Source organism: Mesorhizobium sp. B283B1A (assembly GCF_020165735.1).
GTDB lineage: Bacteria > Pseudomonadota > Alphaproteobacteria > Rhizobiales > Rhizobiaceae > Mesorhizobium > Mesorhizobium opportunistum.
Genome location: NZ_JAIUIQ010000068.1, coordinates 1 through 26,426 on the forward strand (window position 1 = coordinate 1; position 26,426 = coordinate 26,426).

Annotated in this window: 21 protein-coding genes and 2 pseudogenes; 15 read left to right on the forward strand and 8 right to left on the reverse strand. The window is 58.4% G+C overall.

Features of this window, described 5'->3' with window-relative positions:
• A partial coding sequence (locus LB577_RS31530) for an Ig-like domain-containing protein (RefSeq protein ID WP_318013570.1) occupies nt 1–1,548 on the reverse strand: 1,548 nt, incomplete at its 3' end.
• Nucleotides 1,549–2,170: 622 nt separating this feature from the next.
• A pseudogene (locus LB577_RS31540) lies at nt 2,171–2,890 on the reverse strand (Dyp-type peroxidase); the annotation flags it as partial.
• Nucleotides 2,891–2,957: 67 nt separating this feature from the next.
• Here LB577_RS31540 and LB577_RS31545 point away from each other — a divergent pair.
• The gene (locus LB577_RS31545) at nt 2,958–3,215 is read left to right on the forward strand and encodes a response regulator (protein WP_224690325.1); all 258 of its coding nucleotides are present in this window, start codon (nt 2,958–2,960) and stop codon (nt 3,213–3,215) included.
• Nucleotides 3,216–3,329: 114 nt separating this feature from the next.
• Here the strand turns inward: LB577_RS31545 and LB577_RS31550 are convergent, their stop codons facing one another.
• Nucleotides 3,330–3,827: a metallophosphoesterase gene (locus tag LB577_RS31550; protein ID WP_224690326.1), complete on the reverse strand. Its 498-nt coding sequence runs from the start codon at nt 3,825–3,827 to the stop codon at nt 3,330–3,332.
• A gap of 454 nt (nt 3,828–4,281) precedes the next feature.
• On the opposite strand from LB577_RS31550, the gene LB577_RS31555 reads away from it, so the two are divergent.
• Nucleotides 4,282–5,247, forward strand: a complete 966-nt coding sequence (locus LB577_RS31555) for a manganese catalase family protein (protein WP_224690327.1) — start codon at nt 4,282–4,284, stop codon at nt 5,245–5,247.
• Nucleotides 5,248–6,044: 797 nt separating this feature from the next.
• Here the strand turns inward: LB577_RS31555 and LB577_RS31560 are convergent.
• Both LB577_RS31560 and LB577_RS31565 read right to left on the reverse strand, forming a co-directional pair.
• Complete coding sequence (locus LB577_RS31560) at nt 6,045–6,617, reverse strand: tyrosine-type recombinase/integrase (protein WP_224690329.1); 573 nt, start codon at nt 6,615–6,617, stop codon at nt 6,045–6,047.
• 253 nt (nt 6,618–6,870) lie between these two features.
• Complete coding sequence (locus tag LB577_RS31565; protein ID WP_224690330.1) at nt 6,871–7,050, reverse strand: hypothetical protein; 180 nt, start codon at nt 7,048–7,050, stop codon at nt 6,871–6,873.
• Between the two features lie 611 nt (nt 7,051–7,661).
• Here LB577_RS31565 and LB577_RS31570 point away from each other — a divergent pair.
• Nucleotides 7,662–8,474, forward strand: coding sequence for a 2-keto-4-pentenoate hydratase (locus LB577_RS31570; RefSeq protein WP_224690331.1), 813 nt, complete (start codon nt 7,662–7,664; stop codon nt 8,472–8,474).
• A 264-nt stretch (nt 8,475–8,738) separates the two neighbouring features.
• Here the strand turns inward: LB577_RS31570 and LB577_RS31575 are convergent, their stop codons facing one another.
• Nucleotides 8,739–9,074: a hypothetical protein gene (locus tag LB577_RS31575; RefSeq protein ID WP_224690332.1), complete on the reverse strand. Its 336-nt coding sequence runs from the start codon at nt 9,072–9,074 to the stop codon at nt 8,739–8,741.
• 17 nt (nt 9,075–9,091) lie between these two features.
• Nucleotides 9,092–9,571: pseudogene (locus LB577_RS31580) on the reverse strand (IS481 family transposase); the annotation flags it as partial.
• Between the two features lie 296 nt (nt 9,572–9,867).
• Here LB577_RS31580 and LB577_RS31585 point away from each other — a divergent pair.
• The 3 genes from LB577_RS31585 to LB577_RS31595 all read left to right on the forward strand — a co-directional run bounded on the left by LB577_RS31585 (nt 9,868) and on the right by LB577_RS31595 (nt 13,595).
• Nucleotides 9,868–11,760: a PAS domain S-box protein gene (locus LB577_RS31585; protein WP_224690333.1), complete on the forward strand. Its 1,893-nt coding sequence runs from the start codon at nt 9,868–9,870 to the stop codon at nt 11,758–11,760.
• Complete coding sequence (locus LB577_RS31590; RefSeq protein ID WP_224690334.1) at nt 11,757–12,125, forward strand: response regulator; 369 nt, start codon at nt 11,757–11,759, stop codon at nt 12,123–12,125. Before LB577_RS31585 ends, LB577_RS31590 begins: the two co-directional genes overlap by 4 nt.
• A gap of 72 nt (nt 12,126–12,197) precedes the next feature.
• On the forward strand, nt 12,198–13,595 hold the full coding sequence (locus LB577_RS31595) for a sensor histidine kinase (protein ID WP_224690348.1): 1,398 nt from the start codon (nt 12,198–12,200) through the stop codon (nt 13,593–13,595).
• A 378-nt stretch (nt 13,596–13,973) separates the two neighbouring features.
• On the opposite strand, the gene LB577_RS31600 is transcribed toward LB577_RS31595, so the two are convergent.
• Entirely contained in the window at nt 13,974–14,276 is a 303-nt protein-coding gene (locus tag LB577_RS31600) for a YdhR family protein (protein WP_224690335.1), read from the reverse strand.
• A 686-nt stretch (nt 14,277–14,962) separates the two neighbouring features.
• Here LB577_RS31600 and LB577_RS31605 point away from each other — a divergent pair.
• From LB577_RS31605 to LB577_RS31645, 9 genes are all read left to right on the forward strand, one after another.
• Nucleotides 14,963–16,552 (forward strand): hypothetical protein, encoded by a 1,590-nt coding sequence (locus LB577_RS31605; RefSeq protein ID WP_031250672.1) that lies wholly within the window; start codon nt 14,963–14,965, stop codon nt 16,550–16,552.
• Complete coding sequence (locus tag LB577_RS33360; protein ID WP_156934581.1) at nt 16,524–17,726, forward strand: PAN domain-containing protein; 1,203 nt, start codon at nt 16,524–16,526, stop codon at nt 17,724–17,726. The genes LB577_RS31605 and LB577_RS33360 overlap by 29 nt, the downstream gene beginning before the upstream one ends.
• A 195-nt stretch (nt 17,727–17,921) precedes the next feature.
• Nucleotides 17,922–18,650 carry a thermonuclease family protein gene (locus LB577_RS31615; RefSeq protein WP_224690336.1) on the forward strand — a complete coding sequence of 243 codons (729 nt, stop codon included), beginning with the start codon at nt 17,922–17,924 and terminating at the stop codon, nt 18,648–18,650.
• 32 nt (nt 18,651–18,682) lie between these two features.
• Entirely contained in the window at nt 18,683–19,066 is a 384-nt protein-coding gene (locus LB577_RS31620; RefSeq protein WP_224690337.1) for a hypothetical protein, read from the forward strand.
• Nucleotides 19,063–19,950 carry a radical SAM protein gene (locus LB577_RS31625; protein ID WP_224690338.1) on the forward strand — a complete coding sequence of 296 codons (888 nt, stop codon included), beginning with the start codon at nt 19,063–19,065 and terminating at the stop codon, nt 19,948–19,950. The genes LB577_RS31620 and LB577_RS31625 overlap by 4 nt, the downstream gene beginning before the upstream one ends.
• A 175-nt stretch (nt 19,951–20,125) precedes the next feature.
• Nucleotides 20,126–20,473, forward strand: a complete 348-nt coding sequence (locus LB577_RS31630) for a hypothetical protein (RefSeq protein WP_224690340.1) — start codon at nt 20,126–20,128, stop codon at nt 20,471–20,473.
• The gene (gene hxsC, locus LB577_RS31635) at nt 20,470–21,570 is read left to right on the forward strand and encodes a His-Xaa-Ser system radical SAM maturase HxsC (protein ID WP_224690342.1); all 1,101 of its coding nucleotides are present in this window, start codon (nt 20,470–20,472) and stop codon (nt 21,568–21,570) included. The genes LB577_RS31630 and hxsC overlap by 4 nt, the downstream gene beginning before the upstream one ends.
• On the forward strand, nt 21,567–22,091 hold the full coding sequence (gene hxsA / locus LB577_RS31640) for a His-Xaa-Ser repeat protein HxsA (RefSeq protein WP_224690344.1): 525 nt from the start codon (nt 21,567–21,569) through the stop codon (nt 22,089–22,091). Before hxsC ends, hxsA begins: the two co-directional genes overlap by 4 nt.
• Before the next feature lie 302 nt (nt 22,092–22,393).
• Nucleotides 22,394–25,732: an AAA family ATPase gene (locus tag LB577_RS31645; protein WP_224690346.1), complete on the forward strand. Its 3,339-nt coding sequence runs from the start codon at nt 22,394–22,396 to the stop codon at nt 25,730–25,732.
• The last annotated feature ends 694 nt before the right edge of the window (nt 25,733–26,426 follow it).

Genomic DNA, 26,426 nt, shown 5'->3' on the forward strand with positions numbered 1-26,426 from the left:
ATTGGTCAGAAGATCGCTGCCCGAGCTGCCGCTGTCGTTGGTCAGCGCCACCGTCGGCGTGGCAATCACCGTGTCCAGATTGAAGGTGATGCTGGCATTGGCGGTGTTGCCGGCGGTGTCGGTGTCGGTCACCACCACCGTGTGGCTGCCCTGGCCGGTCGGCGCCGTATAGGTTGCCGACACCGGCCCGCCGTCCACGGAATAGCTCCGCGTCACGTCGACCGCCGCCGCGCTCACCGTCAGCGCCGCGTCATTGGTCAGAAGATCGCTGCCCGAGCTGCCGCTGTCGTTGGTCAGCGCCACCGTCGGCGTGGCAATCACCGTGTCCACGACCAGTACCCCGGCGGGATTAGCCACCGCCCCGGTGAGGACGGCATCGTTGGCTGCCGCATCCTTGATCGAAGAGCCGTTCAGGCTGAATCCCGTCACCGACAGGTCGGCTGTGTTTTCTCCGCTTGCGACCGTATACTTGAAGGTTAGCGCGGCAGTGCCAGAGCCGCCTACATAGGTCGCCGTGCCTCCGTCGTTGAGCGTCAGAGTGGGGACGCCGCCTGCTACTGTAACCGCTTCGCTCAAATTGAGTGTCAGGGTGACTGATTCTCCCGCCTTCAGCGTCCCGTCATTGGGTCCGTAGGTGACCGACGTCACTGTAGGGTTCGCAGTGTCCACCGCGACGGTATCGCTTCCGCCAGCGCCAGCATTGCCAGCAGCGTCGGCATAGCTACCGGCTGTTATCGAAACGGAGCCAATGCCATCAAAACCGTCTGCTGCCGTGAACTTCGCCGTATAGTGCGAAGCATCGACCATCACAAAATCAGTCAGCGTGCCGTGAGACGTCGCAACGTCGGCCGCAGTGAAACCCGTGACTGGGCCAGTGAATGTGAACGTTACGACCGAACTGTTGTCGCTGTCGCTTAAGGCAGAATCGACAATATTGACGGCTACAGGAACCTTGCCGGCACTATCGAGAACCACAACTTTCTCAACACCAGTGACCTTGAGATCAAGCGTCTTGAAGATGTAGACAGAACTGTCGGCTTGGCCGGTTTGTGCGCTGATGTGTGCCGGAAGCCAAACGTTTTTGAAGTACGCAATCTCTGCCGTAATTCCGGCATCGCTCAGTTGCGCCGCGCTGAGCCATAACTGCAAAGTGTCGGCGTCCGGCGTGGTGCCGGCTTTGCCGAGTTGGACCGCACCGTTTCCGCCGTCGTACGAATCATAGCCCGTAAAAGTGTTTCCGCTCAAAGCTGTTTGATTGGGCACTGTTCCAATAGCGGTCTGGTCTGTTCCAGAATACAGCAGACCGTCTGTCACCGCCTGGGTGGAACTGAATGTGCTGCCAAGGCGGTACTGGTTTTCGTAAGCTTTGTAGATCAGCGTGTCCGTTCCTGATCCGCCGAGAACGGTATCGAAGCCGCTACCGCCATTCAGAATGTCATCGCCAGATCCGCCATTCAGGCGATCGTCCCCTGCGCCCCCATTCAATATGTCGTCTCCGCTGCCGCCAACCAGATTGTCGTTGCTATTCGTCCCAACAGTTGTTCCCATAGCAGCCCCCTATTGTCCTTTGTTGTTCTTGCGTGTAGCGGCGTCGGAGTGCGGCATGGGGCATAGTGGGTCAAAAAGTGCGAACTTGTGGGAGCGACTACCGCCTGCGCCGGCAACCTGCTGAGTGGCCATTTTATCCCCCTGTCGGCAGACGCAGCGCATCTGCTCTTGGCCGTACGAGACGGCCGACAACCCCATGCCGAAACCTGTATGGCGATCGGCGCTCAGTTATGTGAGGTGGGAGTGACCGTGCACCAAGCCGCGACCCCTCGCTCCGGCCGGCGGATGGCCAGCACAAGCATGGCGATCCACGGACAGGTGTTGCTCAATGTGATGGCTGCTACAGCTACGATCGCCGCCTTGCGTTTTCCCTACCCCAGTAGCGCCATGACTCGTTGTTGCCAGTCGAGAGATGTTCACGCTACCCTTATATTAGGACATTATTAACTGTGCAGAAGCCTGCGTCAACGTCCAATCGAATGAAGGGTTAATGACAGTATCTGTACTTTCGTCGGCAGTGGCGTTGTATCCAGCGCGATACCATCACAATCGGTCCTGTCACATTGTTGATGATGTGACGGACATGTGTCGGCAGTGACGACGAAGGCCTCCGCCCTTCAGGTCAACCCGACAGGCCCGGACCAGTGGTAGAGATGACTTCCCCCATTGCAAGGTTCTCCAGGAATGTCGTCGACGGGACGAAGAACAATGTGCCGGTGACTGCGCGGCTGAAGTCCAGTAACCGATCGTAGTTGCCTGGTGGTCGGCCGATGAACATGTTTTCCAGCATCTGCTCGATTCTGCGCGGAGAACGGGCGTAGCCGATGAAATAGGTACCGAACTCACCCTTGCCGACGTCGCCGAACGGCATGTTGTCGCGTACGATTTCAAACTGCTCTCCATCCTCGACGATCGTGGTCAGCGCATTGTGCGCCGAGGTCGGTTTCAAGTCATCTTCCAGTTCGATATCTGAGAGCTTTTTTCTGCCAACAATTCCCTCTTGATCCTCGATTGGAAGCGCGTTCCATGCTTTCAGATCATGCAGGTACTTCTGCACGATCACATAGCTGCCTCCGGCGAATGAGGTGTCCTCCTCGCCGATGATCGCGGCCTTGACGGCGCGATCATCCACCGGGTTTTCAGTGCCATCGACGAAGCCGATCAGGTCGCGGCCATCGAAATAGTTGAAGCCGTGCACCTCATCCGCCGTGGAGACTGCACCATCGAGTTGCGACATGATCTGTGTCGCCAGTTCGAAGCAAAGATCCATACGCGTGGCACGGATGTGAAAGAGGATGTCGCCCGGCGTCGAGACGGCATGATGCTGGCCTTGGATCTCGCGGGCGAGCACCCCGGACGTGCGGACGAGATCATCATGGTTGTCGAGGATGAAGATCGCGTCCGGCTGAATGGCTGCGGAAGCGCTGCGGGAGCTGGGTTATTCCGTGTTTGAGATGCAAGGGCCACGGGACGCTCTGGCAGCCGTCGAAAGCGGGCAAGTGCCTTCGCTTCTGTTCACTGACGTGGTCATGCCGGAGATGTCGGGACGCGAGCTGGTGGGCCAGCTCAAGAGGACGCACCCGTCGCTAAAAGTGCTTTACACCACCGGCTACACGCGAAACGCCATTGTCCACAACGGCACGCTCGATTTGGAACGGAGCTTTTGACCAAGCCCTATACGATCGACGAATTGGCGGAGAAGATCCGGAAGGTGCTGGATAGAAAGTGAAAGGGCAACGGCCGCCGGTGCTCGCTCACCAACCCTCTCCGCTTCAGCCGCGTCACCGGAGCCCGCGCTTGCCGCGCAAGGTGTGCAGCGAAACGGGCCGGAAGTCCCAGCAGTCGACACCAACATCATATTGGCGCGTCAACGGCTTCAATTTGCCGTGCGAATGTCCGTGCAGGTTTATCGACTTCTTGCCCATCCGGTTCCACGTCCGGAACGGATAGTGGCACAACACGATAAGCTGGGTCTCCTGCATCAGCTCCCTATAGTGCTGGACGCTGTGCCACCCGTGTGCGGCCGTTGTCTCGAAAGCATCATTGTTGCCGACGATAAGGTTCTTGCGGCCGTTTAGGTGTGCCAGCAGGGTTTCGACGTTCGATTTGCCGTGGCGCGCGAAGTCGCCGAGATGCCAGACTTCATCCTCGGGGCCGACGGTCTCGTTCCACCGGGCAACCAGCGCTTCATCATGCTCGGCCAGCGATCCGAACGGCCGGCGATCGATCCTAAGAATGCGGGGATCGTTGAAATGCGTGTCGCTCGTAAAGAAGACCATTGTCGTCGCAGCACTCCCGATTCGAGATAGCGAGGGATCGTTTCGGTGACCGCCTGCAACTGTACCTTAGCTGCCTTGGGCCGCCAACGATCCCGGCGCCGATGGTTCGTTGCCGCCCGGCGGCTGTTGCGGCCGATACCGCCGGCTGCATGGGCTCTCTGTCGGACCGGATAACGTCGATCGATGGCACCGGCTGGCCCAAGGCCGAGCTCGACCGCTATGCCGCTATCAGAATGCCCACGTCCAGGATGAGGTGCGCAACGCCGCGTGCCTTGCTCATTGCTGTGATGGCGCGGCACGATGGAAATCTCGTTGCCGCCAGTCAACAGACGGGAGTCCCAAGTAGAAGGGAGTGCAGCCCTGATCTCTTCAATGCTTCGGAGGCCGCGTCTCCACGTCGGACGGAACAATCATGTTGCGGGGATGTTCGGACGATCTAACCGGAGAAATGTCCATGTTTATGCATAACAAGCGCCTGCAATACACCGTTCGCGTCTCGGAGCCCAATCCTCGCCTGGCCTGTATGATCATGGAACAGTTCGGCGGCGCCGATGGCGAGCTTGCCGCCGCGATGCGCTATTTCACGCAAGGGCTTGGCGAGGACGATCTCGGCCGCAGGGACATGTTGCTCGACATCGCGACCGAAGAACTCAGCCACCTCGAAGTGGTGGGATCGATCGTCACCATGCTGAACAAGGGGCTCAAGGCACAACTTGCCGAAGGCCAGATGAAGGAAGCGGACCTTTATTTGATGATCGGCGCCAGCGGTACGACTGCCAAGGAATCAATTCTGTTCGGCGGTGCTCCCGCGCTCTGTGATTCAGCCGGCGTCCCCTGGACCGCGGCCTATGTCGACTCGCGCGGTGAGCCCACGGTGGATCTGCGATCGAATATCGCCGCCGAAGCTCGCGCCAAGATCGTTTACGAACGACTCATCAACATCACCGACGACCCGGGAATCAAACACGCGCTCGGCTTTCTGATGACGCGCGAAATTGCCCACCAGAAGTCGTTTGAGAAAGCACTTTACGCGATCGAGAACAATTTCCCGTCAGGTAAGCTTCCTGGCGTCGAAAAGTACGCCAGCATGTACGTCAACACCTCTCAGGGCGAAGGCGATACCACTGGCCCGTGGAATTCTGGCGAAGAATGGGACCGGATCGATGATCTCGAAGAGGTGATGCCCGTTGATGGCGGGGACGGGCTGGCAACTGTCAAGCTAGGTGCCAAGGACCTGAAAGTGGTCGCCAAGATGGCCGACCGTGCTCTTTCCGATCCCGCTTCCGATCCGACTACAGGCGCGGATCTGGGTGCTGGCCCGGGAGCCGGCCGCACCAAGAATGGGGATTTCGGAGGCGCGGCAAGCATCAAGGAAGCTCCGGCCGTGGCAGAGGCCGCTCTCAAAGCACGCAAGCGATGATTCAGAACCGGACGTCGTCGGCTGAGTGGCGACGTCCGGCGACGAGCCCGGAAGCCGCGACGCAGGGCCGCACAAGATTCGTCACCAAGGTGGCGAGAACCGGTGCATTGCATCCTGCAGTTTCCGGGTTGCCTCGTTGTTGGATTTCCGCCTGCGGGTGGCGACATTGGCGCCTGCCTAGGCCACTTTGGCCCTGTCGTCGCTGCGAACAGCACTGCCCGCTTTGCAACGCTGGGCTTTGTCGTCCACGTCGATGGCTCTCTGGAGGTGATCGAGGCTTCGATTTCCGGCGGAAGAAGAACCGCAACCGTCACGGCGGGCGCGAGATGTTCATCCCCATCGTCCACAAGCTGGCACAAGCGTTGGCGCCGCTCGATCGTTCGGAAGGCGGGACGGTACTGAAGAATGCCTATGGGCATCCATTCGCCGAAAAGAAAGCGAATGGCTGTCGACATCGCCCGCGCCATCAACGAGCGTGAGGCCAAACGCGATGCGATGAAGCGGCGAGCGGCCCGGCGCGTCGTCAAGTAAATCAAACCAACCGACCATGCGCAGGATGGCATATCGACCGACCTTTCTCTTTGGGCCCATAATCGGCCCAAACGTTTTGGGCCGAGGCATATTTTTTATCAACAAAATCAAAGGTTAATGAGGGCCCGGAGGCTCAACATTCAGTTTCCATGCAAGCGCTGAGTCAGTTCTAGGAGGTCAATCTACATTTTGCGCTACGAGCGCGTCCGCAATGGCGCCGGAAGCGGCTCGGACGTCTCGGGCATGGGACCTTCAAAAGCGGACTCTCAGTTCGTCGCGAGTGAACGATGCAGACTCTGTCGCTGCTTTTCAGAACCGAGTAGAACGCTCTGCCGGTTGGAACAGCCAGCCATGGGGGAGCATCCCCCCAGCCGCTTGCCTTCGCGCCACCACAGCCGCAGCAGTTCCAGTAACTGCGGCGAGAGCATGGCGTTGCGGTCCCTGCGTCCCTTGCCCTGTTCGAGGCGGATCAGCATGCGTGTCGAGTCGATGTCGTCGACCTTGAGGTGCGCGACCTCGGACACGCGCAGGCCCGCGCCATAGGCGACACCGAGCGCGGCCTTGTACTTGATGCCTGGCGCCGCCTCGAGCAGCCGCGCCGCTTCCTCCACGCTCAGCACGTCCGGCAGCTTGCGTGGATAGCGCATGATCACCAGCACACGTGCCAGATCCCGCCGCTTCAGCGTCGCCAGGAACAGGAACCGCAACGCTGAGACCGCGCCGTTGATGGTCGCAGGCCCGACGCCGTTCTCATGCTGATACAACTGAAAGCGACGGATGTCCTCGGGCGTCGCAGTATCGAGAGAGCGTCTGAGAAAAGGCTGCGAAGCGTCGGACATGACGAACGTAGTCCTGCTGCGTATGTGGTCCGAGGCCCCGCATCAGCATGTCTTGCTGCATGCGCTGGCGAAGAGGTGTGATCGGAGCGTCGGTCCACCACGCCAACGGCATGGTCATGGTGTGGCTCCGCGAATACGAACGGGCCGGCGTCCATTTCGACGCGCCGTCGCTCTCAATCCGGCCGATGCGCAAATTCGCGCGGACCGAGCGAATTGGTTGCGATTCGCCGGCCGGCCGGAGGAGGCTCTGGCTTCAATCGACGACGCGCTGAAGAGAACCCCGTTTCCACCACACTGGTTCTGGGTAATTCGCGCCAAAATTTTGTTGGAACTGAGGAGATATGGCGAAGTCGTAACGGCCTTGGACAACATGCCAAAAAAGGATCACCCCGCTTGGCTCACACTGGCGGCCGCCCATGACCATCTCGGCCATGCCGCTCTCGCTGCGCATGCGTTGGCGAAGGCTCGCGAACTTAGACCCAGCATCTCATTGCGGGAACTGATCGCTGTGAATCCTTATGCTCACCGAGATGCGCTCAAACCATCTGCTCGATGGCCTGCGCAACGCCGGATTGCCGGAGTAAGTAGGCCGCCAATGGGACATTGAAAATTTACACCACGCGGCGAGTTCACTGGAACGCATGCGCAAACGAAGCTCGTCTATTGAGGTTGCGGAACACCGCGCCTCTTGCCCCGGCCGCAGGCTACGCGTGGAGTGGGTGACGAATGCGGCGTTTCGCGTTCGTATCGTGAATGCCCAAGGATGGCGCAACCACGACCTCCAGAGTGGTCAACTGCAATGTCTGCTTCCGTGCGGAGGCAAAGTTCGCCTCTATGGCCGAAATAGGGCGCTTTTCGGAATATGGCTTTTTGGGGACCGGAACCGGAAGTTCCGCTCCCGGGATGATGGGCCTAGAAGACTGCTCCCTCGCGTGATAGCGCAGCCTGCCTCGCGCCATGACGGAGGATAGGAGCGTGTTCTTCGGCGGGACACTCTGACCTGAGACCGTTGTCGCTTGATCGAAATGAGTGCACAGTGGCTCCATGAGTGTATCCGACGAGACGTTGGCCAAGATTGCTGATGAGGTGTTCGATACGATGGCCGCACCGCGTGAGGTGTCCCCTTTCTCAGAACGATTTCCTGGATTTGGGCTTGAGGATTCATATCGGATCGTCAACGAGATCCGACGGCGACGGGAGGCTCGGGGTGAGCGCGTTGTCGGTCGGAAGATTGGCTTTACCAATGCTGCCGCATGGGCCGGCTACGGCATTTCGGGTCCGATTTGGAATTATCTCTATGACGCAACAACTAGCGACTTGAAGTCGGGAAGCACCTTTTCGATTGGCGGTTGGCCAAACGTCCGCATGGAGACGGAGGTCGCTCTGGGACTTAGTGAGGCACCCGATCCGAGCATGGAGGATATCGACCTTCTGCATTGCGTCGAATGGGCGGCCCTCGACTTTGAGATCTGCACCTCGATCTTCCCGGATTGGCGATTCAAGGTTTCCGATGCGGCAGCCACAGGCGTGCATGTTGCACTGCTGCTAGGGGTGCGACATCCTATCGGCGAAACTCGAAAACATTGGGCCGATGAGCTTGAGACTTTTTCGGTCACACTTTCAGAAGCGGCAGGGGCGCACGCAACGGGCGGCGGTGCTCAGGTCCTCGGAAGCCCGATCAAGGCGCTGAGGCATCTTGTACGACAACTCGCGCTCTACGGAGGCGAGCCACTAGTCCCGGGTGAGGTTGTTACGACAGGCACGCTCACGCAAGCGCTACCAGCCGTGTCTTGCGAATTGTGGAGGGCTAGCGTCAAGGGCGCCCACTTTGGAGACATCGAGGTTCGACTTACTTAGTCGGCGACTCGCGGAGGCGAACCGGCCGTCAGGAAATCGAATACCGCGGTGCCGACACGGTTGTCTCCAACTCGTTCGCGAACCTCGTTCGGGATTCTAGCTTTATCCATGGGGTGCTTCCCATGATCATTCTTTTTGGTCAACGTCGGCCAGGGAGACTTTTCTCGTAAGCGCTGTTGTCAGACCACGGCTGCGGGATCTAGCCGAGGCGTGTCCTCGCGATCTGCCCAGCGGCAAATATTCCGATGTTTTGGGAGCGCTCTTTCAGGTCGGTGCGCGGGGTGGATGATAGTGCGTAGATGGACGCATCCATTCGAGTACAAGTTCGTAGGCACTGTCCAGCGCCGCCCCGACATTCTCGACCGGCACCGCCCAGTCATGAGGAGGTTTGTCATCGAGAAGGCTCTCAACGCCTGCGGCGTGTAGCCGAACTACGCCATCGGCGGGCGGCTCGATCCAGATTTGAAAGCACTCACCGGCGTTGCTGGACAGCCAGATGCATCGCGATGCGCGGCCATCCCAAGGTGAAGTATTGAGTATCAGCGAGTGCGCCTTAACCCAGCGCTCAATCTGCGGATCGATCTCGGCGTAACTATTCACAGCGTGGGCCCACCAACTCTCGAGGTCCGGTCGATGGCGACGAACATGTGTAGCTTGCCCTGCTCGGTTCGGACCTCCGCGATATCGATGGGGAAGAAGCCGATCGGATAGGCCTTGAACTTCTTCTTCGCCGGCCTGTCGCCTTCGACATCCGGCAATCGGCCGATGCCGTGGCGCTGCAGACAACGGTGCAATGAAGAGCGTGTCAGATGCGGGATTGTTGGCTGCAATGCGTAGAGGCAATCATCGAGCGGCAGCAGCGTGTGCCGGCGGAAAGCCACAACGACAGCCTCTTCCTCGACAGACAGAACCGTCGATCTCGGCTCCCTGGGGCCGGTGGGTAGATCGGCGGTCGAACTCCGCTTCTTCCACTTAGCGACCGTCTTAGGATTGATGCCGTAGCGCTTCGAAAGCGTCCTCAGGCTCGCTTGACTATGCTGTATCGCTCGACGGATCGCCTCTGTCGTTGTGGCGCTCCCATGCAGAATCTGGCCCATAGCGCATCCTTTGATTCGGACGACAATGATGAAGCATCAAAGCCTGGGATCAAATATTTAGGCCGGCCCTAGCTTGCCAGTCTCCGGCTGACAATGGCCGCACCTATGCCCACGATGTGCAAAGGCACCAAGGGCGGCTTCACCTCGCTGCCCAGGAGACAGTCCAGTGGATTCTCGAGAGCCAGCACTTCCTTCCACATAGTCGCCTAATACCGAATTTGCCGAGGCTGGAACAAAGATGGCTTATGACCATTATATTACGCTGCGCTACATTACTCGCCAGCGGAGGGGCATCTGTGCAGAAGAGCGGGGAGCAGCTCACAGCCAGGCTTGATGAACTCAGCGCCCTGTACGTGCTGACAGATCGGCTTTATCGGGCAAAATCCAATGATGACGCTTTTGACGCTGGCCTGGATGCCATTCGTGACGGTCTAGGTTGTCGGCGAGCGTCGATGCTGCTGTTTGACGAAGCAGGGGTGATGCGCTTCGTGGCTTGGCGCGGTTTGTCCGGAGCCTACCGCCAAGCTCTTGAGGGCCATTCGCCGTGGAAAGTAGGCGAACGCAATGCCGAGCCGATCTTCGTGTCTGACATTGCAGAAACCGAGGAGCCCGCGATTGTCAAAGCCACGATCTCCAGTGAAGGGATTGTCGGGTTGGCGTTCATCCCGTTGGTGGCGCAGGGCGAAGTCGTTGGCAAATTCATGACCTATTACGAACAGAAGCACTCGTTTGCGAGGCACGAAATTGACCTTGCCACGACTATCGCCAGGCAGATTGGGTTCTATCTCGAACGAACGCGGGCGGAAGAAGCCCGAAAACTCGCCGCAGACGAATTGCGAGCGTCCGAGCAGCAGTTCCGGCTCATGTCGGAGCACGCCCCGGTCATGATATGGACATGCGATGCTTCCGGGAAATGCACAAATCTGAACAGCATGCTTCGCGAGTTTTGGGGCGTCGCGAGCGGGGACATTCCGAACTTCAATTGGCACCCGACGATTCACCCCGATGACGCCACGGAAATCGGTGCCCGGATGGCGCAAGCTCTGGCAAGCCAATCCACTGTCTCAGTCCAGGGCCGTTACAAAAACCGCAAAGGCGATTACCGCGTGCTGCTTACGACCGCTCGCCCTCACTTCTCGGCCAAAGGCCAATTTCGAGGACTGATTGGGGTCAATGTCGATGTGACCGAAAGCGAAAAGGCGGAAGCAGCGCTTCGCCATAGCGAAGAGCGATTCAGATCGGCGGTGGAAGCCGCGCCCAGTGGCATGGTGATGACGGATGGCAACGGCCGCATCATTCTGGTCAATTTGCACGCCGAAACCGTGTTTGGCTACGAGCGTGAGGAGATGATCGGTCAAGGCGTTGAAATGCTGGTCCCCGAACGATCGCGTGACGCACACCCGGAGTTCCGTGGCACCTATGCCACCCGTCCTTTGGCGCGCCCAATGGGCGCAGGCAGGGATCTTTACGCAAGGCGCAAGGACGGAAGCGAAGTGCCGGTCGAGATTGGGCTGAGCCCAATTGCCACGAGCGAAGGGCTGATGACCCTCGCCTCTGTCGTCGACATCAGTGAGCGGAAGCGATCGGAGATCCAACGAGAACTTCTGATGGCCGAGCTCAACCATCGGGTGAAGAACACACTGGCAGTGGTCCAGGGGATTGCCCATCAGACATTCAGGGGAACGCTTGCCAAAGAGGCTTACGCCGCCTTTGAGGGACGCCTAATGGCGCTTTCGGCTGCCCACAATTTGCTGACGCAGACCAGTTGGGAACACGCGTCGTTGGACCAGCTCGTTTGCGATAGCCTCCAATTTAGAGGCACATTTTCCGGCCGGGTGGCCAGCAGCGGGCCTGCGGTTCTGTTGCAGCCAAACCAGGCGCTTTCCATCGCCCTTGCCCTGCATGAACTGCTGACGAACGCGGTCAAATATGGAGCCCTTTCCAACGAAGCCGGCAAAGTCTCGGTCGAGTGGTCTCGTACCGACAGACCCAAGCCCCGGCTGAAGCTCATTTGGAGCGAATTGGGCGGCCCGGCGGTTTCGTCTCCGTCACGGCGAGGCTTTGGCTCTCGTCTGATTGTCGGGGGCCTGGCAGCGGATCTACAGGCAGAAGTCACAATGGAGTTCGAGCCTCAAGGGCTTGTTTGCAGGATCGACGCTCCACTACCAGAGGGGACGCTCGCACGATGACGACACTTGCCGGCAAGCGCGTGCTCGTGGTCGAGGATGAATCCCTGATTGCCATGATGGCCAACGATTTCCTGACCGACCTCGGGGCAACTGTGATCGGCCCCGCCACATCAATCGACGACGCTTTGACGATGATTTCAACACACGAGATCGACGCCGCAGTGTTGGACTTAAATATACGTGGGGAGTTGAGCAAGCGCGTCGCCGACGCGTTGAGGCTCCGTCGAATCCCGATGGTGTGCGCCACCGGATACGGAGAAGGCGCGGCAGAGTTCGCCAGGGGCTCGCCGATAGTCGACAAGCCATATTCCAGGGAGAAGCTGGACAGCTCGCTACGATCAGCTCTCGCTGCCGGGCCTACGTGATCAATTTCCTTCCTATGTGAGCTGTTCGAGTTAAGTGCAACATCGGAGAAATGCGGTTTGCTGAGGGGCAACGTGCATCGGGCGACAGACAAATTTCGGGATGACAATCTAAAGCTGAGGCTGGCCCTCCGGGCCGCCCCCATAGGCATCTGGGACTGGAACCTCGAGACGGGCGAGATGAACTATTCTCCCCGCGCGCGAGCGATTTCAGGCTTTTCCCCAGACGAGCCGATTACCATAGAGAAGGTTCGCGCCGTCACCCACCCGGAGGACTTGCCTCGGACGAGCGCCTTGGCTCAGATGGCGCAGGACCCGGCCGTCAGAAACAATGACCCCTACGAATATCGCATCGTGCGCGCCGATACCGGTGAGGTTCGTTGGGCTTTGGCCTATGGAGAGGCAGTATTTCGAAGGGTTGGCGAGACCGTAAAGGCAGTGCGGTTCCTGGGTACAATTCAAGATATCACCACTCGCAAGCTCGCGGAGAACGCTTTGCGGGAGGCGGAACTCAGACAACGATTAGCCATTGACGCAGCCCGAATGGCTGTGTGGGAATTCGATGTATTGAACGACCATCTGATCGTCTCCAGTGAGCTCAATCGTATGTTCGGGCTGGCTCCGGATGCTCGTCCCACCGTTGCAGAACTGCGTAAGCTGCTGGTGCCAGGCGATCTCGACAGGATCGTGGAGATCCGTAACAGAGCTGCTGCTGCCAACGACCCTTTCTTTGAAGCGGAATTCCGCTGCCGATTCCCTGATGGTTCGCTGCGCTGGCGACTGCTGAGGGCAGAGGTTCAGAACACTCATAGCGGGGAGGTGAGCCGCATCATTGGCGTCTTGATGGACATCGACGAGCGAAACCGAGCCGACGAGCAGAAGCACCTGTTGCTCCGCGAGGTCCATCACCGCGTCAAGAACTCACTGAGCATTATCCAGGCGCTGGCTACGCAGTCATTTGGACGTGGTGCCGCTGATCGGAACGCGCTGAACGGATTTCTCGGCAGGCTTACCGCCTTGGCCAAGGCTACTGATCTGGCTGTTGCACAACAGGGCGAGCCCTTTGGATTAAGAGACCTGATAACCAGCGTTACAGAGCCCTTTCGATCCCCGACCAGATTCGAAATTCAGGGTGCTGACCTCAGGCTGCAGGCGCGGTTGAACGTTTCGCTTGCCCTTGTTTTCAACGAGCTTTGCACCAACGCGGCCAAGTTCGGGGCGCTTTCGAATGCGAACGGGTCGGTTAGCATCCGGTGGGAGGTCACGACCCACGGGCTTGAACTCGATTGGCAAGAGAATGGTGGGCCGCCGGTTGCTCCAAAGCTCGACAAAGGCTTCGGTCTAAGACTGATCCTGGACGTCTTGCCAGTGGAGTTCGGCAGCGCCCGAATTGAGCCGCGACCTTCCGGAATTGCGTGTCACATCCTTATTGCCCAAACCGGCTGGATAATTTTGCCGCGAGCGTCAGCCTGATATTGCCGTTGAGTTCATCGCAGGGCTGTTGACGCCTATAGCATTGCTCAGAGCATACGCATGGCCCGGGGCCAGTCGGCTGGCCGGTGAGGTAGTATTGCAAATGGCTATCTGAATCCAACAGGCGGATCCGGCAGCCTTGCGCGGCGATCTCGGCCGTAAACTGCTTAGGATCATTTTGGAACATTTCAGACCCAAGACCACGATTCGCGAAGACTTCCATCACGGCCAGATTTCGCGCGACCCGAAGGATTGAGAGCACTGAGGCGCAATACAAAGCCGAGACAGGTATGGCGATTTGCTTTTTCTTGGATCGCGAGGCCATGAAGATACCCAGTCTCTTCTCCGCAACATGCGCCCTCCCAACCTCCGAGAATACTACTTCACCGGACCACGTGTGACGGTCGTGAGTTCTGGGATCACTTCAAACGCCTTGGTGCTCAACGTCGGGTCACCTTTCATCTCCGCAATAATTGGCCCGTCCAAGAAGGCTTTCACTGCGGCATCGTCGTCGAATAGGTAGATCCCGCCGGCTTCGCTTTGGGCCTCGTTTATGATCCAGACTTTCCAGCGCAGGCCTGGTATGTCCTCGATGGTGTGAGCGTAGGGTAGGTTTTCTCTCTCATACTCGGCCCTCGACCCGTTGAGCTTGTAGTTGATTTGTAGGATTTTGACCGACATGTCTTTCCTCTTTTATCCTCGGTAAAGGCTTGCCACGGGAAAAATGTTTTAAATTCCCAACGACGGCACTTTGCGCGGCTCCGACGTTCGGTATGGTCACCAACAAAGTCTGCTCTCGACAGCTTTGGGGCCGATAACGGACTGACAGCTAACAGGAGGAGATCATCTAAAGCTGTCATCCCGCTGTCGGGCTCAACTCGGTCGGAAGGGCATTGCGATCACTAAAAGACTGAATGCCGGCCTTCGCGACTTAGCCTGAGGAGGAAGTAGCCTTCATGCGCTGGGCCCACATCGGGGACGGAGGGCAGTCGAATAAGTGCCGGGGCTCCAGGCACAGGATTGACCTTCACGTGAAAGCTTGGGTGCAAGCGACCCGAAGGCGTTAGCCAAAAATATCGACCAGACGCCGTCGCCTCGCCAAAGCTTTTTTGTCCGAGGCGTTGTCGGCGCATTTCGAGTGGTCGCCGTGGCAATGATGCTTATTCTCGTCGCAGGGCTGCTCAACCGCTAACGGGCCACATGGTATTCGCGCCCGTCGACTCGCAGATATTCAGTCGATATGCAGGCGTGAAAGTAACGATGTTTCTCGAAATCAAGGCGATTCACCAAGCGCACAGCAATTTTTGATGCAAAGACCTGTGCTGAGTGGCAAGGTGCCCTGGGGATATAGGGGAGGCGGGAGCCTGATGTACGCAAGTATGAGCCAGAAGCTAGCCAGCTATGGCCAGTGGACATACCGTGGCGCGTGGGCACTGGAGATCATAGCTTCAATCATTGGCCTTGCCACCGGCCTTGTATTGGGCGTCCAGGCCTTCGAAGCAAGTCAATCTGCGACCGCGATGGACCTCATTCTGGCCAGCGCGCCGTTCTTCATCGTCTCGATCGCAGAGCTTACGAAGATTCCGATCGCGACCCTCTTGTACAGCGCCTCCTGGTTCTGGAAGCCTTTTATCCTGGTGTTTCTCCTGCTTCTGGCCGGTATCACTTTTGAGACGGTCTTGCTGGGCTTGGAGCGCGCCGGCACCCTTCGTGAACTGCAATATGAGGAGCTGGCCGATGGGATCGACTCGCTCAACAGAGAGAGCGCGAAGCTGAATGCCTCGGATCAGGCAGCTCAGCAGACTGATCAGGTCGCGAAGGCAAGGGCGGATCTGGAAGAGGTGAGTGCGCTTGCCGACAAGGCTCGTAAGGAAATCCAGGACCGTATCGCCGACGTCGACACCGAACTCCAGGCTGCCACCGTATTAACGCCTCAGGCGGCCAGAGCACGGGAACAAGTCCACGAGAGCGAGCAGAGGCGAGCGGACTTGGTCGCCGAGCGCGACGGCAAGGTTAAGCAGGCTGTGGGGGAGTTTGAAGGGCAGAGGGACAGTTTCGTGCAGCGGATCAAAGACGCGCGAGAAGCCGGCGACGCTGCGTCCGTGAAGCACTGGGAAGACGAGATCGGAAAACTTGCCAATCCTCGCGCCAAGCTGGAGGCGAAATACGAACCGCAAATCCTCGCCATAGATCAAGAGATCGCGGCTGCCCGAGCAGAGTTCGACCGCCTGAGGGCTGAAAGCCCTGAGATGACTGCCGACCAGAAACAGGTGCTTCAGAACCGCCGAAGTGACCTCGAAAAGTCACTAGACGCCACGTCCGCGGATTGGGAGCAGCGCCTAAATCAGGCGCGGAGCACGTTGGCTTCCGCCCAATCAGCGGAGGCCTCCCAGGATAAGGTATTGGCTGCAAATCAGGCGCGGCGCGACGAAATAGCGACCCAGTTGAACGGACTCGAAAAGAAGCGCATCCCGCTTGCTCGCACAGACCAGATCAGACGCATCGCGGCTCGCTGGTATGGCGAAAAGCCGGAAGAAGTAAGCGAGGCCCAAGCAGGAAAGGTTGCGGCAATCTGGTTTGGCTCTCTCGCAGTAATTGCCGGATTGGCCGGTCCGATCACTGCCATGGTGGCGCTCGGCTTGCAGAGAATAGCAGCACAGGCCGAGGACCGCTCCGAGAGCCGACTGTCGAGACTGATTAGACGGATGCTAATAAGATGGCGCTGGCGCCGAGTTCGCACCGTCAAGGTCCCTTTTGAAGTGGTTGTCGACAGGGAGGTCGAGAAACGGGTTGAGGTTCCTGTCGAAAAGGTCGTGAAAGAAATCCTCTATGTGCCGGTTTTGACCGACGATCCGGATGCTCTTCGAAAGGCGCTGAACGAGGATTTGCCGGCCGAGGTCGCCGATCTGGTCAAGGTGTCTACAAAGGGTGGCCGCAAAAGTGCTGATCCGGCATAACACGGCGCTTCTTGAGCGCGCTGTCGATCTGGTCGTCAAACAGGCGGCCATCCCGACGCTGCAGGCAGAGGCTGCGGCGTATGACAAGATCGCCCGCGCAAACGCCTTCAGGAGGATGATGACAGGCGGTGCGATCGCCGTCGCTGCTGTTGGTATCGGTTACGGGGCGGCGCTGTTCTTCGGACGAGACCACGGACTTCCACCTGTCATAGACACGACGCAAACCGAAAAACGCGACGACAGGATACCAACGACGGAGACAGTACCCCAGCAAGGTAAGACGGAGCGCAGCAAAGCACCTGCCCCCGAAGTGTCTCCTAAACCGGAGACCACAACTCCGACGCCGGTTCCAAAACAACCCGATGTCATAACTGCGGACTTCAACAAGTTCCTCACTCGAGAAATGGACTGGCAGGGTTCGCACTGGTCGTTGGTTTCTGGCCATCATTTCAATGACGAACACGATGCGACTTGGGATCATGCCTGGTGCTACACACGCCGGCTCGTCAATGGCGTCGACGTAAACGCAGACCTGGTGAACCGGGCCTCCCCAACGGCGAGGCCTCAAGCGCCGGTTTCTCCCGCGACGACTCTCGCATCCATCGGGCTGAATGACGCATCCGCTTTAGAACTCGGATCGAAATGTGTATGGCTCGACAAAGGCACCTTTAGCGCTAGTGACTATGAAGCCCCCGCTGGCAGAGCCGAGATGGCGAATAAACTCGTTGCCCAGGATGGCTGGGACGCGATGGGCTTCGACCTCCCGAGTATGCCGCTATGGAATGTGTCATTCGACCAATGTCAGACCCAATGCGAGGGCGACAATCGTTGCTCAGCTATCACATACGACAAAAAGCATTCTGCATGTTTCATGAAAGGGGACGCGTCTATTTTGGTGAAGGATCCAGATGCCACCATGGCAGCGAAGCAGGCGGTTGCGGGTAAGCTGCAATACTCCAGTCTCGTTTTCTACAAGAACACCGTTGTGGTGGGCGACTCTTATTCAAACGTCCCTGGCGCATACGCCGATTGTGTCATGGCATGTGCGGCGGATCAGAAGTGCTTGGGCTTCAATTTCGACTCTCCGAACAAGATGTGTTCAATGCTGGATCAGGTAGACTCGCTGTCCCTGTTCAAGGGGGTGGCTTCGGGGAGCAAGACTGCAGGGAATTGACGATCATCGGCCTTAGGCGGCCTACCCGCGCAGGCGGACCTTATGTTGGCTTTTTAGGGCAGTGGCGCATCTTCCTCTTGGGGAGTGAGGGGTGTGGACAAATACCGATACGACAATCGGTCCGACCAATGGCGCAAACGGAGAGGCGCACAGCGACGGCGTGCTCGTAGGCTGGCAGGCATTCCGAAGCGGCTGGTGTTCGTGACAGTGGCGGCGATGGCCGCCTTCGTGGCGCAGTTTGTCGTTCACCACAGCGAAGGCGCACTCGACCTCAACGTATCCCACTGGATTGGGCGTACTCCGGAGCCGATCGCCGGGGTGGCTTCCGTCATCGACGGCGACACGATCGAGATCCACGGACAGCGCATCCGCTTCAACGGCATCGACGCTCCTGAGTCCGCGCAGCAGTGCGACGACGCCAAGGGCTTTCGATATCAGTGCGGCGTCAAGTCGGCCGCTGCCCTTGACAAGTTCCTGACGCTCTCCAGGCCCACTCTTTGTACGTTCGTCTCGTGGGACCGTTATGGCCGCTATGTCGGGGACTGCCACCGCGCGGACGGCAAGAGCATCGCCGGATGGCTGGTTGAGAATGGCTTGGCCCTGGATTGGCCCAAATACAGTCACGGGGCCTATGCGAGGCAGCAGGCGAAGGCAGAGGCGGCCAAAGTCGGTCTGTGGGTTGGTGCCTTTCAGGCGCCCTGGGAATGGCGCGCAGAGCATGCCGGGGGCGTTAAGCCATCCACTATCAAGCCGCTCGGGATCATCAGCCGCCCTCAGGTGGCGCAGAGCTACTCCTGCCAGCCGCGCCGAACGTGCCCGCAAATCAGTTCTTGCGATGAAGCGAACTGGTATTTGGCCAACTGCCCCTGGGGCGGCAAGCTCGACCGCGACAAGGACGGCATTCCGTGCGAGAGCCTATGCTGAGACATGTGTCGGGTCCCAGTACAAGAGGCTCTTTGACAGTCATTAAGCCTGACGAGACCGCCTTAGGCATTTCCCTCGAATATAGCTGTCTGCCGATATTCAAATCTGAATTTCAAAGTATAATGGCCGGGGTGGAGATTTTCGACCAGATGGGGCCGCACAGCGCAGATCAGATTACAATTGAGATTCCGCCGAACTTTCGCAGTTTTTTGGATGGTGCGTTAGTTCGTGTCCAAGCTCAATATCCATCCCTTAGATTTGTCGCATCGGCTGCTGGGGTTGAGGTGGCTTGCATTTCTCCTGGTGATATGGCTGACGTGCGCAAAAGCGTGCTCCATGCCGTTTATCGAGAGAAGATCTACGTTGAGACGCTGCCGCTTCGGCAAGCCTTGATCGAAGCGGTGACAGCGAAATGACAGTGTGGCCACTTAAGTTTCGCGAGCGTGGCGATGGCGAATTTCTCTTAACCGACGATGCAGGCGGGTTCTTCCTCAGCGATCAGTCATTTCTCGAACGGTATGTCGGCAACAAACTATCGGCGGACGATCATACTTTTCTCCGTGAAAGTGGCCATTCGTTCGAACGGAAAGGCGACCCCGACTGGACGGCCTTTGCCTATCGATGGGCTCGACGCCAATCAAAACAGCAGGAACTTTCTTACGTTATCCTCGTGCCTACGCTGCGCTGCAATCTGACGTGCGGCTACTGTCAAGTTTCCCGAGCGCCGGAAAATGCACAAGGTTTCGACTGGAGCGAAGAGACGCTGAACGCCGCTCTCAGGCTTATCGGAGCGATGAAGGGGCCACGGATTAAAGTCGAGTTTCAAGGCGGCGAACCTTTGCTACGTGTCGATTTGCTTGAACAGATACGCTCATTCGCACGATCGAGGTTTCCCGGCAGCCAGTTTGTGGTCTGCACCAATCTCCAACGCTTGAGCGAGCGAGAATGGGCTTACCTCGACGAAGCGGACACCTTCGTCAGCACGTCGCTAGACGGAGATCGAAATACTCATCAGCGCCAGCGCACCCATGATGATGTTACAACCGATGCGTTCTTCAAAAACCTCGCCGACGCTGTGCGTCGCCTTGGACCGGGCAAGGTATCCGCGCTTCCCACGATCGATGTTGATGAGCCGCCGGATTTCGAGGAACTCGTCGGCAATTTCGGAGCGCTACGGGATGCAATCGATCTATCTCAGACCGATAAACTACCAAGGGTTTGCTCGTCGCCGAAAAACCGATCCGCATTCGATAGCCAAGTGGAATGCACTTCATTCCAGCTTCATCGACTACCTCATTGATCGGAACCATCGCACTGGTGGTTACGTCGAGGAATATTATTTCAGCCAGTGCCTAAGGAGATTCCTCAGGTCGGGGGCCGACGATCATGTCGATCTCCGCAATCCCAACTTCTTCGCTTCGGACTACATAGTCATTGATCACGACGGGCAGCTTTACCCGACGGATGAAGCCAGGATGCTTTCGCGCATAGGGCGCGTCGATCTGTCGATCGGCACGGTGATGGCCGGCATCGACCAAGCCAAGATCCGGTTGCTCAATAGTGCCTCGCTCAACAACTTTGATCCGGACTGCATCCACTGCGCCTATCAGCCCTTCTGCGGGACAGACGTTGTCGACGATCTGTCGAGGGACGGGCGAATTGACATGGCTCGCATCGATACCTGGTTCTGCCAACGACACATGCACGTCTTCGACAAGGTTGTAGAGGTTATCAGTCGGCGGGATGAAGCCGCGCTTCGATCGGTCGCTAAATGGGCCCGTGTGCCATCTTGGGGGGATCATATGATCCCGGTGCATACATGATCCCGCTCCGCCTCAAGATCGATACAAACGCTGTCGATCCATATGTGGTTCGGCTGCGGACGTACGAAGGAATGCCTGAGCAACTGAGCAACGTCAGTTCGCTGGACGCAACATTGGCAACCGCCGACGGTGAAAAGGCGCTCTTTACAGGGGCGGCAGGCAGCCTTTGCTTGTTTGGGATCGACCCATCCGAGGTGAACGGTGATGTTGTGTTTGTCGTGCCATTTCGAAAAGCGGCACATCGGCTTATTCGGGCGAACTCGCGCCACAATACGCTTTTGATCACCGAACGCTGCGACCAACTATGCGCGATGTGCTCGCAGCCGCCGAAAAAGCAGCACGTAGACATGTTTCCGTTTTTCGAGACGGCCGTGCTTCTGGCACCGGAGAGTTCAACGATCGGCCTGTCAGGCGGAGAGCCGACCCTTTTCAAATCGGAGCTGTTCGAATTCCTGCGAAAGACGATGGAGCAGCGGCGTGACATCGACTTTCACCTCCTGACCAATGCGCAGCATTTTGATCGCGACGATCTCGCAAAGCTCCGTGATTTGGATTTGAGCCGAATCCTTTGGGGGATTCCCGTCTACTCCAGCGACAGCGCGACCCACGATCATGTCGTCGGAAAGCTTGGCGCCTTCGATCAGGTCAGGAACAACCTTTCCATCCTTTGCGAGGCTGGGGCAAAAATCGAGTTACGGACTGTACTTATGAAGCCCAACGCACCTGGGCTGCTGGACCTAGCGAAGTTCGTGACGGTCGCCCTACCATTCATCGACAAATGGGCAATCATGCAGCTCGAAAATATCGGCTATGGCCGAAAGAACTGGGATTCTCTGTTTTTCGACAGTTCCCTAGGCTTCGATTTGGTGAGCAAGGCGCTGGATTTCTCGATCAGCCGTGGCATCGACACCAAGCTCTACAATTTCCCGCTGTGCACCGTCCCCGCTCACTATCGAGCATTCGCGCCATCTACGATCTCAGATTGGAAACGGGCTTACGTTGAGGATTGCGTCGATTGCAGTCTTCGCAACGAGTGCGGCGGCTTCTTCCAATGGCATCCAAAAGTGCACGGATATGGAAGGTTTGGTGTCGCATGAAAAAACGGTTCTTCGCGATCCCATCCTTGATCGCAGCGGGGTTTATGCCGATAGAAAGTGTCGCGATGCCGCTCGCACCAACTAGCGATGGCGGCAAGACAAAATCGCTTTTTGATATCTTCAAACTGGATCACAAATACACGTTAACTGGCCATAGCTCGCACAGCAGCCATAGCTCGCACAGCAGCCACCGATCTTCATCCGGAGGCACTTACTATCCGCCGCCGGCAGATTCAGCACCCGTCTATCAGGCACCTGCACCTCCCTATCAACCACCCATAGCGGCGCCGGCACCCGCTCCTCTTGCGACGCTTCCTGGAAATGCCAACAGGTTCAAAGAAATCGTTTTCCAAGTTCAATTCGCGATGCTTGCGTTCGGCTACTACAATGGGGACTTGGACGGGACGATGAGCCCCGAAATGCGGGCCGGCCTATTGAGATTGCAGTCGGACTATAATCTCAAGGTCACGGGAACGATCACCCCACAAACGTTGACTGCATTAGGGATTGTGGCCAACTAAGGATTTCCGATCGCCGCGTTCTGGCGTGGAACTGCCGGAGCGTCGCAGCGATGTATGCTCGAAAGTAGACCAGCCGAGCCCCTCCCAACTGGCCTTTCCGGCGCACGTTGAGTGATGACCGCTTTCGGGAAAGCCGCAATTTGCCACAATGGCAGACATAAGGCGCTTAATCCCTAAGGGGCGTATAGTCCGCTTTGTTCACAGCTGTCATCGCCGCGGTAACATGTTGGACTACAGCATTTCCCTGGCATCTGAGTTAATATTGCGGCTGAGGGACCCGAAGTCAGCCTTGGGAGGGCTGTGTGGACATTGCCACTTGGTTGCGAGGCCTCGGCCTCCAGCAATACGAGCAGGCATTTCGCGACAACGCGATCGATGCGGAGGTCCTGCCGGAACTGACCGATGCCGACCTTGAGAAGCTCGGGATGCTCCTCGGTCATCGCAAGCGATTCCGCAAGGCGGTCGAGGGGCTGGGGCCGTGGTCAAGGCATTCCGACCCGGCCACCGAGGACATCGCGCCTCAGAGCGGCACCCGGGACCTAAGCGCGGAGCGTCGACAGCTGACCGTCATGTTCGTCGATCTCGTCGCCTCGACGGCCTTGGCGACGCGTCTGGATCCAGAGGACCTGCGCGAGACCATCGGAGCGTATCACCGTTGTGTCGCCGATATTGTCCCTCACTTCGGCGGCTTCGTCGCCAAGTATATGGGCGACGGCGTTTTGGTGTATTTCGGCTACCCGCAGGCGCGCGAGAACGCCGCCGAGCAGGCGGTGCGCGCTGGCCTTGCTCTCGTCAATGCCGTTAGGCGACTCCCAGAGCCTGAGCCATTGCGGGTTCGTATCGGCATCGGCACCGGACAGGTCGTCGTTGGCGATCTGATCACCGCCGGCGAAGGGCAAGAGCGTGGCGTCGTGGGCGAGACGCCGAACCTCGCCGCCCGGCTGCAAGCTCTTGCTGAACCCGACGCGGTCGTGATCGGGCCGCAAACGCGGCAGCTGGTCGGCGATCTTTTCGAATATCGTGATCTTGGCGCCGTCGAGGTGAAAGGCTTTCCGGAGCCGATCCATCCTTATCAAGTGGTTCGTGAGAGCGCCGTCGAAAGCCGGTTCGAGGCGCTGCATGGGACGACACCGACGCCGCTGGTCGGGCGTGAGGAGGAGGTCGATCTGCTGCAGCGACACTGGCATCGCGCCAAAAGTGGTGAGGGTCGAGTGGTGCTGCTCTCAGGCGAGCCCGGCATCGGAAAGTCGCGCCTCACCGTCACCTTGCAGGAACGGATCCAGAATGAGCCACACACCCGATTGCGCTATTTCTGTTCGCCGCACCATCAAGACAGCGCGCTCCACCCGACCATTGCGCAGCTAGAACGTGCCGCCGGGTTGGAGCGCGACGATCCGCCTGATAGCAAGCTGGATAAGCTTGCGGCCCTTATTGTCCCGGCCTCGCCGGAGGACGCGGCACTGCTGGCCGACCTACTGTCCTTGCCGACCGAAGGCCGCTTCCCGCCTCTCCAACTGACGCCCCAGCGTAAGAAAGAGAAAACCTTCGATGCGCTGCTCCGGCAGCTCGAAGATCTGGCGCGACAAGGTCCGGTGCTGATGCTCTTCGAGGACGTCCACTGGATTGACCCGAGCTCGCGCGAGCTGCTCGACCTGGTCATCGAGCGGGTGCCGCGCCTGCCGGTGTTGCTTCTCCTCACGTTCCGCCCCGAGTTTCAACCGCCGTGGACCGGGCAGGCGCACGTCACCGTTCTGGTCCTCAATCGACTCGACCGTCGTGAAGGCGCCGCGCTGGTCCAGCGGGTCGTTGGCAGCGGGGAGCTGCCGAGCGACGTTGTCGCGGAGATCATCGAGCGCACGGATGGGGTGCCACTGTTCGTCGAGGAACTGACCAAGGCGGTGTTGGAGAGCGGCAACGCCAAAACAGTGCTCTCAAAAGCTGCCGCGACGGCGTTGAACGTTCCCGCGACGCTGCATGCCTCGTTGATGGCGCGGCTCGATCGCCTCGGCTCAGCCGTTAAGCAGGTCGCACAGGTTGGCGCGGTTCTCGGTCGGGAGTTCTCCTATGAATTGCTGGCAGCGGTCGCACAGGGAAATGCCGTTGAGCTAGATGGCGCACTGGATCAACTCGTCGGCGCCGGTCTGGTGTTCTGCCGCGGGACGCGGCCACTGGCCACTTACCTGTTCAAGCATGCGCTCGTTCAGGACGCAGCCTATGGCACGCTGCTGCGCGCTAACCGCCAGGAGCTACATAAGCGCGTCGCAGATGTGTTGGAGGAAAAGTGGACCGAAATCACTGAAGCGCAACCCGAGCTCCTCGCGCACCACTTTCAGGAAGCTGGGGATTGGGCGGGCGCGCTCGATCACTGGCAAAAGGCGGGAAGGGCCGCCCTGGCCAGAGCTGCCACTCGGGAAGCCGTGTCTCACTTTGCCAGTGCTATCGACTGCAGCCGGAGACTTGGCGACGTCTCCGTCGGCGCCGAACGGATGACACGTCTCCACCTTGCGATGGCCAATGCATTGATGCAGGCTGAAGGCTATCGTTCTGAGCGCATTAGGAAGGCGCTTGAAGACGCACGTCTTGCTGCCGCGAACACTGCATCTGTCGAATTGCAATGTGACGTTGCGCTGTCACTCGCTCCATTTTTTTATGCCACTGGGCGCAATCAAGATTACTTGACCTTGGCCGAAGGGCAGCTCGCAAACTGTGCCGATCTCCTTCCAACCGCCTATCTGAGCGGTCTTTGGGCATCAAAGGGGATCGCTCATTCGAACCGGGGAGAAGAGCCGCTGGCAGCGGAGGCCTTGCGCAAGGCCCTTGATCTGATTGATCCGGTTGACCCAAGTCGTCGTATTTTGTTCGCCGGTGCGGATCAACCCCGTTTGTCTGCCCAGGCATATCTCAGCGGATCGCTGACGATATTGGGTTTCTTTGATGCTGCAGTCGAAGAGAAAGAGCGCCTGATGCTAAATTTTGATCAGATCGATAAGCCCTTCGAAGTCGCGTGGCGTCTTCTCGGGCATTGCGAATTGTGCGCGCTACTTGGTCAATACGAGGAACTCCTTGAGAGCGCTACGAAGATCGTCGAGATTTGCGAACTGCATGGCTACACGGCGCGTCGAAGTAGCGGTATCAGGTGGCGTGGTCATGCCCGCTCGCATTTAGGCGAACTTTATGCCGGCATCGATGATGTCCGGGAGAGCGTGGTTCTTTGGCGTGGGCAGGGCGTCGTATTCCATACCCCTGAGAAAACATGCGAACTTTGTGATCTTCTCCTGCGGGCCGGTCGCATCGAAGAGGCATCGCAAATGCTTGATGATGTCGATACCCTCGTTTTCGATACGGACGAGGCGAGCTACCTGGCAGAATGTATTCGCCTTCGTGGCCAAATCGCCGCGGGCAGAGATGACCTGACAGGTGCCGCGCACCTATTCGAAACAGCAATTGCTACTGCCCGTCGGCAGCAAGCGAGACTCTTCGAGCTTCGCGCCACAACGCAGCTAGCACAAGTTCTGGCACGTCAAGGTCGTCTCCATGAGGCCGCGACGCGTCTGGAAGCGGTGGTCCACACATTTAACACTAGGTATCCAATCGTCGACCTCATCGCCGCACAAAGGGCGCTGGATGCGCTGAGCCGTTGAGGTCGCACCATCTGAGTCGGTTGCGACAACGTAGTTTGCATCGATTTGATGCAAGCTTGGCTCGTTGCACGCCCGAGACTCGTGTTCGTTCGTTTGGACTGGAATGTAAGTTGAGATGAGACGTTCACGCTTGTTCCCGCGTAGGTCCGAACATGGCTCAAGCGCGACCTTCAGTATGGTCAGCTGCGATGTCTGCTTTCGGGCGGACGCGAAATCCTCGGCTGCGGCCGCCATGAGGCGCATTGTCGCCTGACAGCTCTCGGGCCGTAACCCGTCTGTCAGCTATTAGCACGCGTTGAACCAACGGCCGCCCATTAGGCGTGGGGGCATCCGCGCGTCGTCAAATGGGCAAATCGCCGAAAGTTTCGGCCAACTTGTGGATCGTGTGCATCGCCACAAGCCGCGGTTCCAGGTCGAAGCAAAAATGTGTAGATGCAAAACATGAACAAGGGGCCGCTGATATTTTGGCAACCCATTACATGGCTGGACTAGGCGCTGACGAAGCCGGGAGTGGCTTGTCATCTCCATTGAACCAGAAGCGATAATTCCCGAGCCCGGCAGTGGCGCCCGACGGCGCCCCGACCGTGCCCTCACAGGGTCCGACCGAACAGCGTCAGGATCAGGAGTCGCCGATCCGAGCCTGTGGGTTGACTGGATTAATCAGGAAAAGCTAATGAAACAGCGATTGAGCGCG

Coding starts and splice junctions, on each gene's coding strand:
- LB577_RS31545 (WP_224690325.1), top strand. CDS start 2,958: ATGGCTGCGGAAGCGCTGCGGGAGCTGGGTTATTCCGTGTTTGAGATG.
- LB577_RS31550 (WP_224690326.1), bottom strand. CDS start 3,827: ATGGTCTTCTTTACGAGCGACACGCATTTCAACGATCCCCGCATTCTT.
- LB577_RS31555 (WP_224690327.1), top strand. CDS start 4,282: ATGTTTATGCATAACAAGCGCCTGCAATACACCGTTCGCGTCTCGGAG.
- LB577_RS31560 (WP_224690329.1), bottom strand. CDS start 6,617: ATGTCCGACGCTTCGCAGCCTTTTCTCAGACGCTCTCTCGATACTGCG.
- LB577_RS31565 (WP_224690330.1), bottom strand. CDS start 7,050: ATGGCCGAGATGGTCATGGGCGGCCGCCAGTGTGAGCCAAGCGGGGTG.
- LB577_RS31570 (WP_224690331.1), top strand. CDS start 7,662: ATGAGTGTATCCGACGAGACGTTGGCCAAGATTGCTGATGAGGTGTTC.
- LB577_RS31590 (WP_224690334.1), top strand. CDS start 11,757: ATGACGACACTTGCCGGCAAGCGCGTGCTCGTGGTCGAGGATGAATCC.
- LB577_RS31600 (WP_224690335.1), bottom strand. CDS start 14,276: ATGTCGGTCAAAATCCTACAAATCAACTACAAGCTCAACGGGTCGAGG.
- LB577_RS31605 (WP_031250672.1), top strand. CDS start 14,963: ATGTACGCAAGTATGAGCCAGAAGCTAGCCAGCTATGGCCAGTGGACA.
- LB577_RS31625 (WP_224690338.1), top strand. CDS start 19,063: ATGACAGTGTGGCCACTTAAGTTTCGCGAGCGTGGCGATGGCGAATTT.
- LB577_RS31630 (WP_224690340.1), top strand. CDS start 20,126: ATGCTTTCGCGCATAGGGCGCGTCGATCTGTCGATCGGCACGGTGATG.
- hxsC (WP_224690342.1), top strand. CDS start 20,470: ATGATCCCGCTCCGCCTCAAGATCGATACAAACGCTGTCGATCCATAT.
- hxsA (WP_224690344.1), top strand. CDS start 21,567: ATGAAAAAACGGTTCTTCGCGATCCCATCCTTGATCGCAGCGGGGTTT.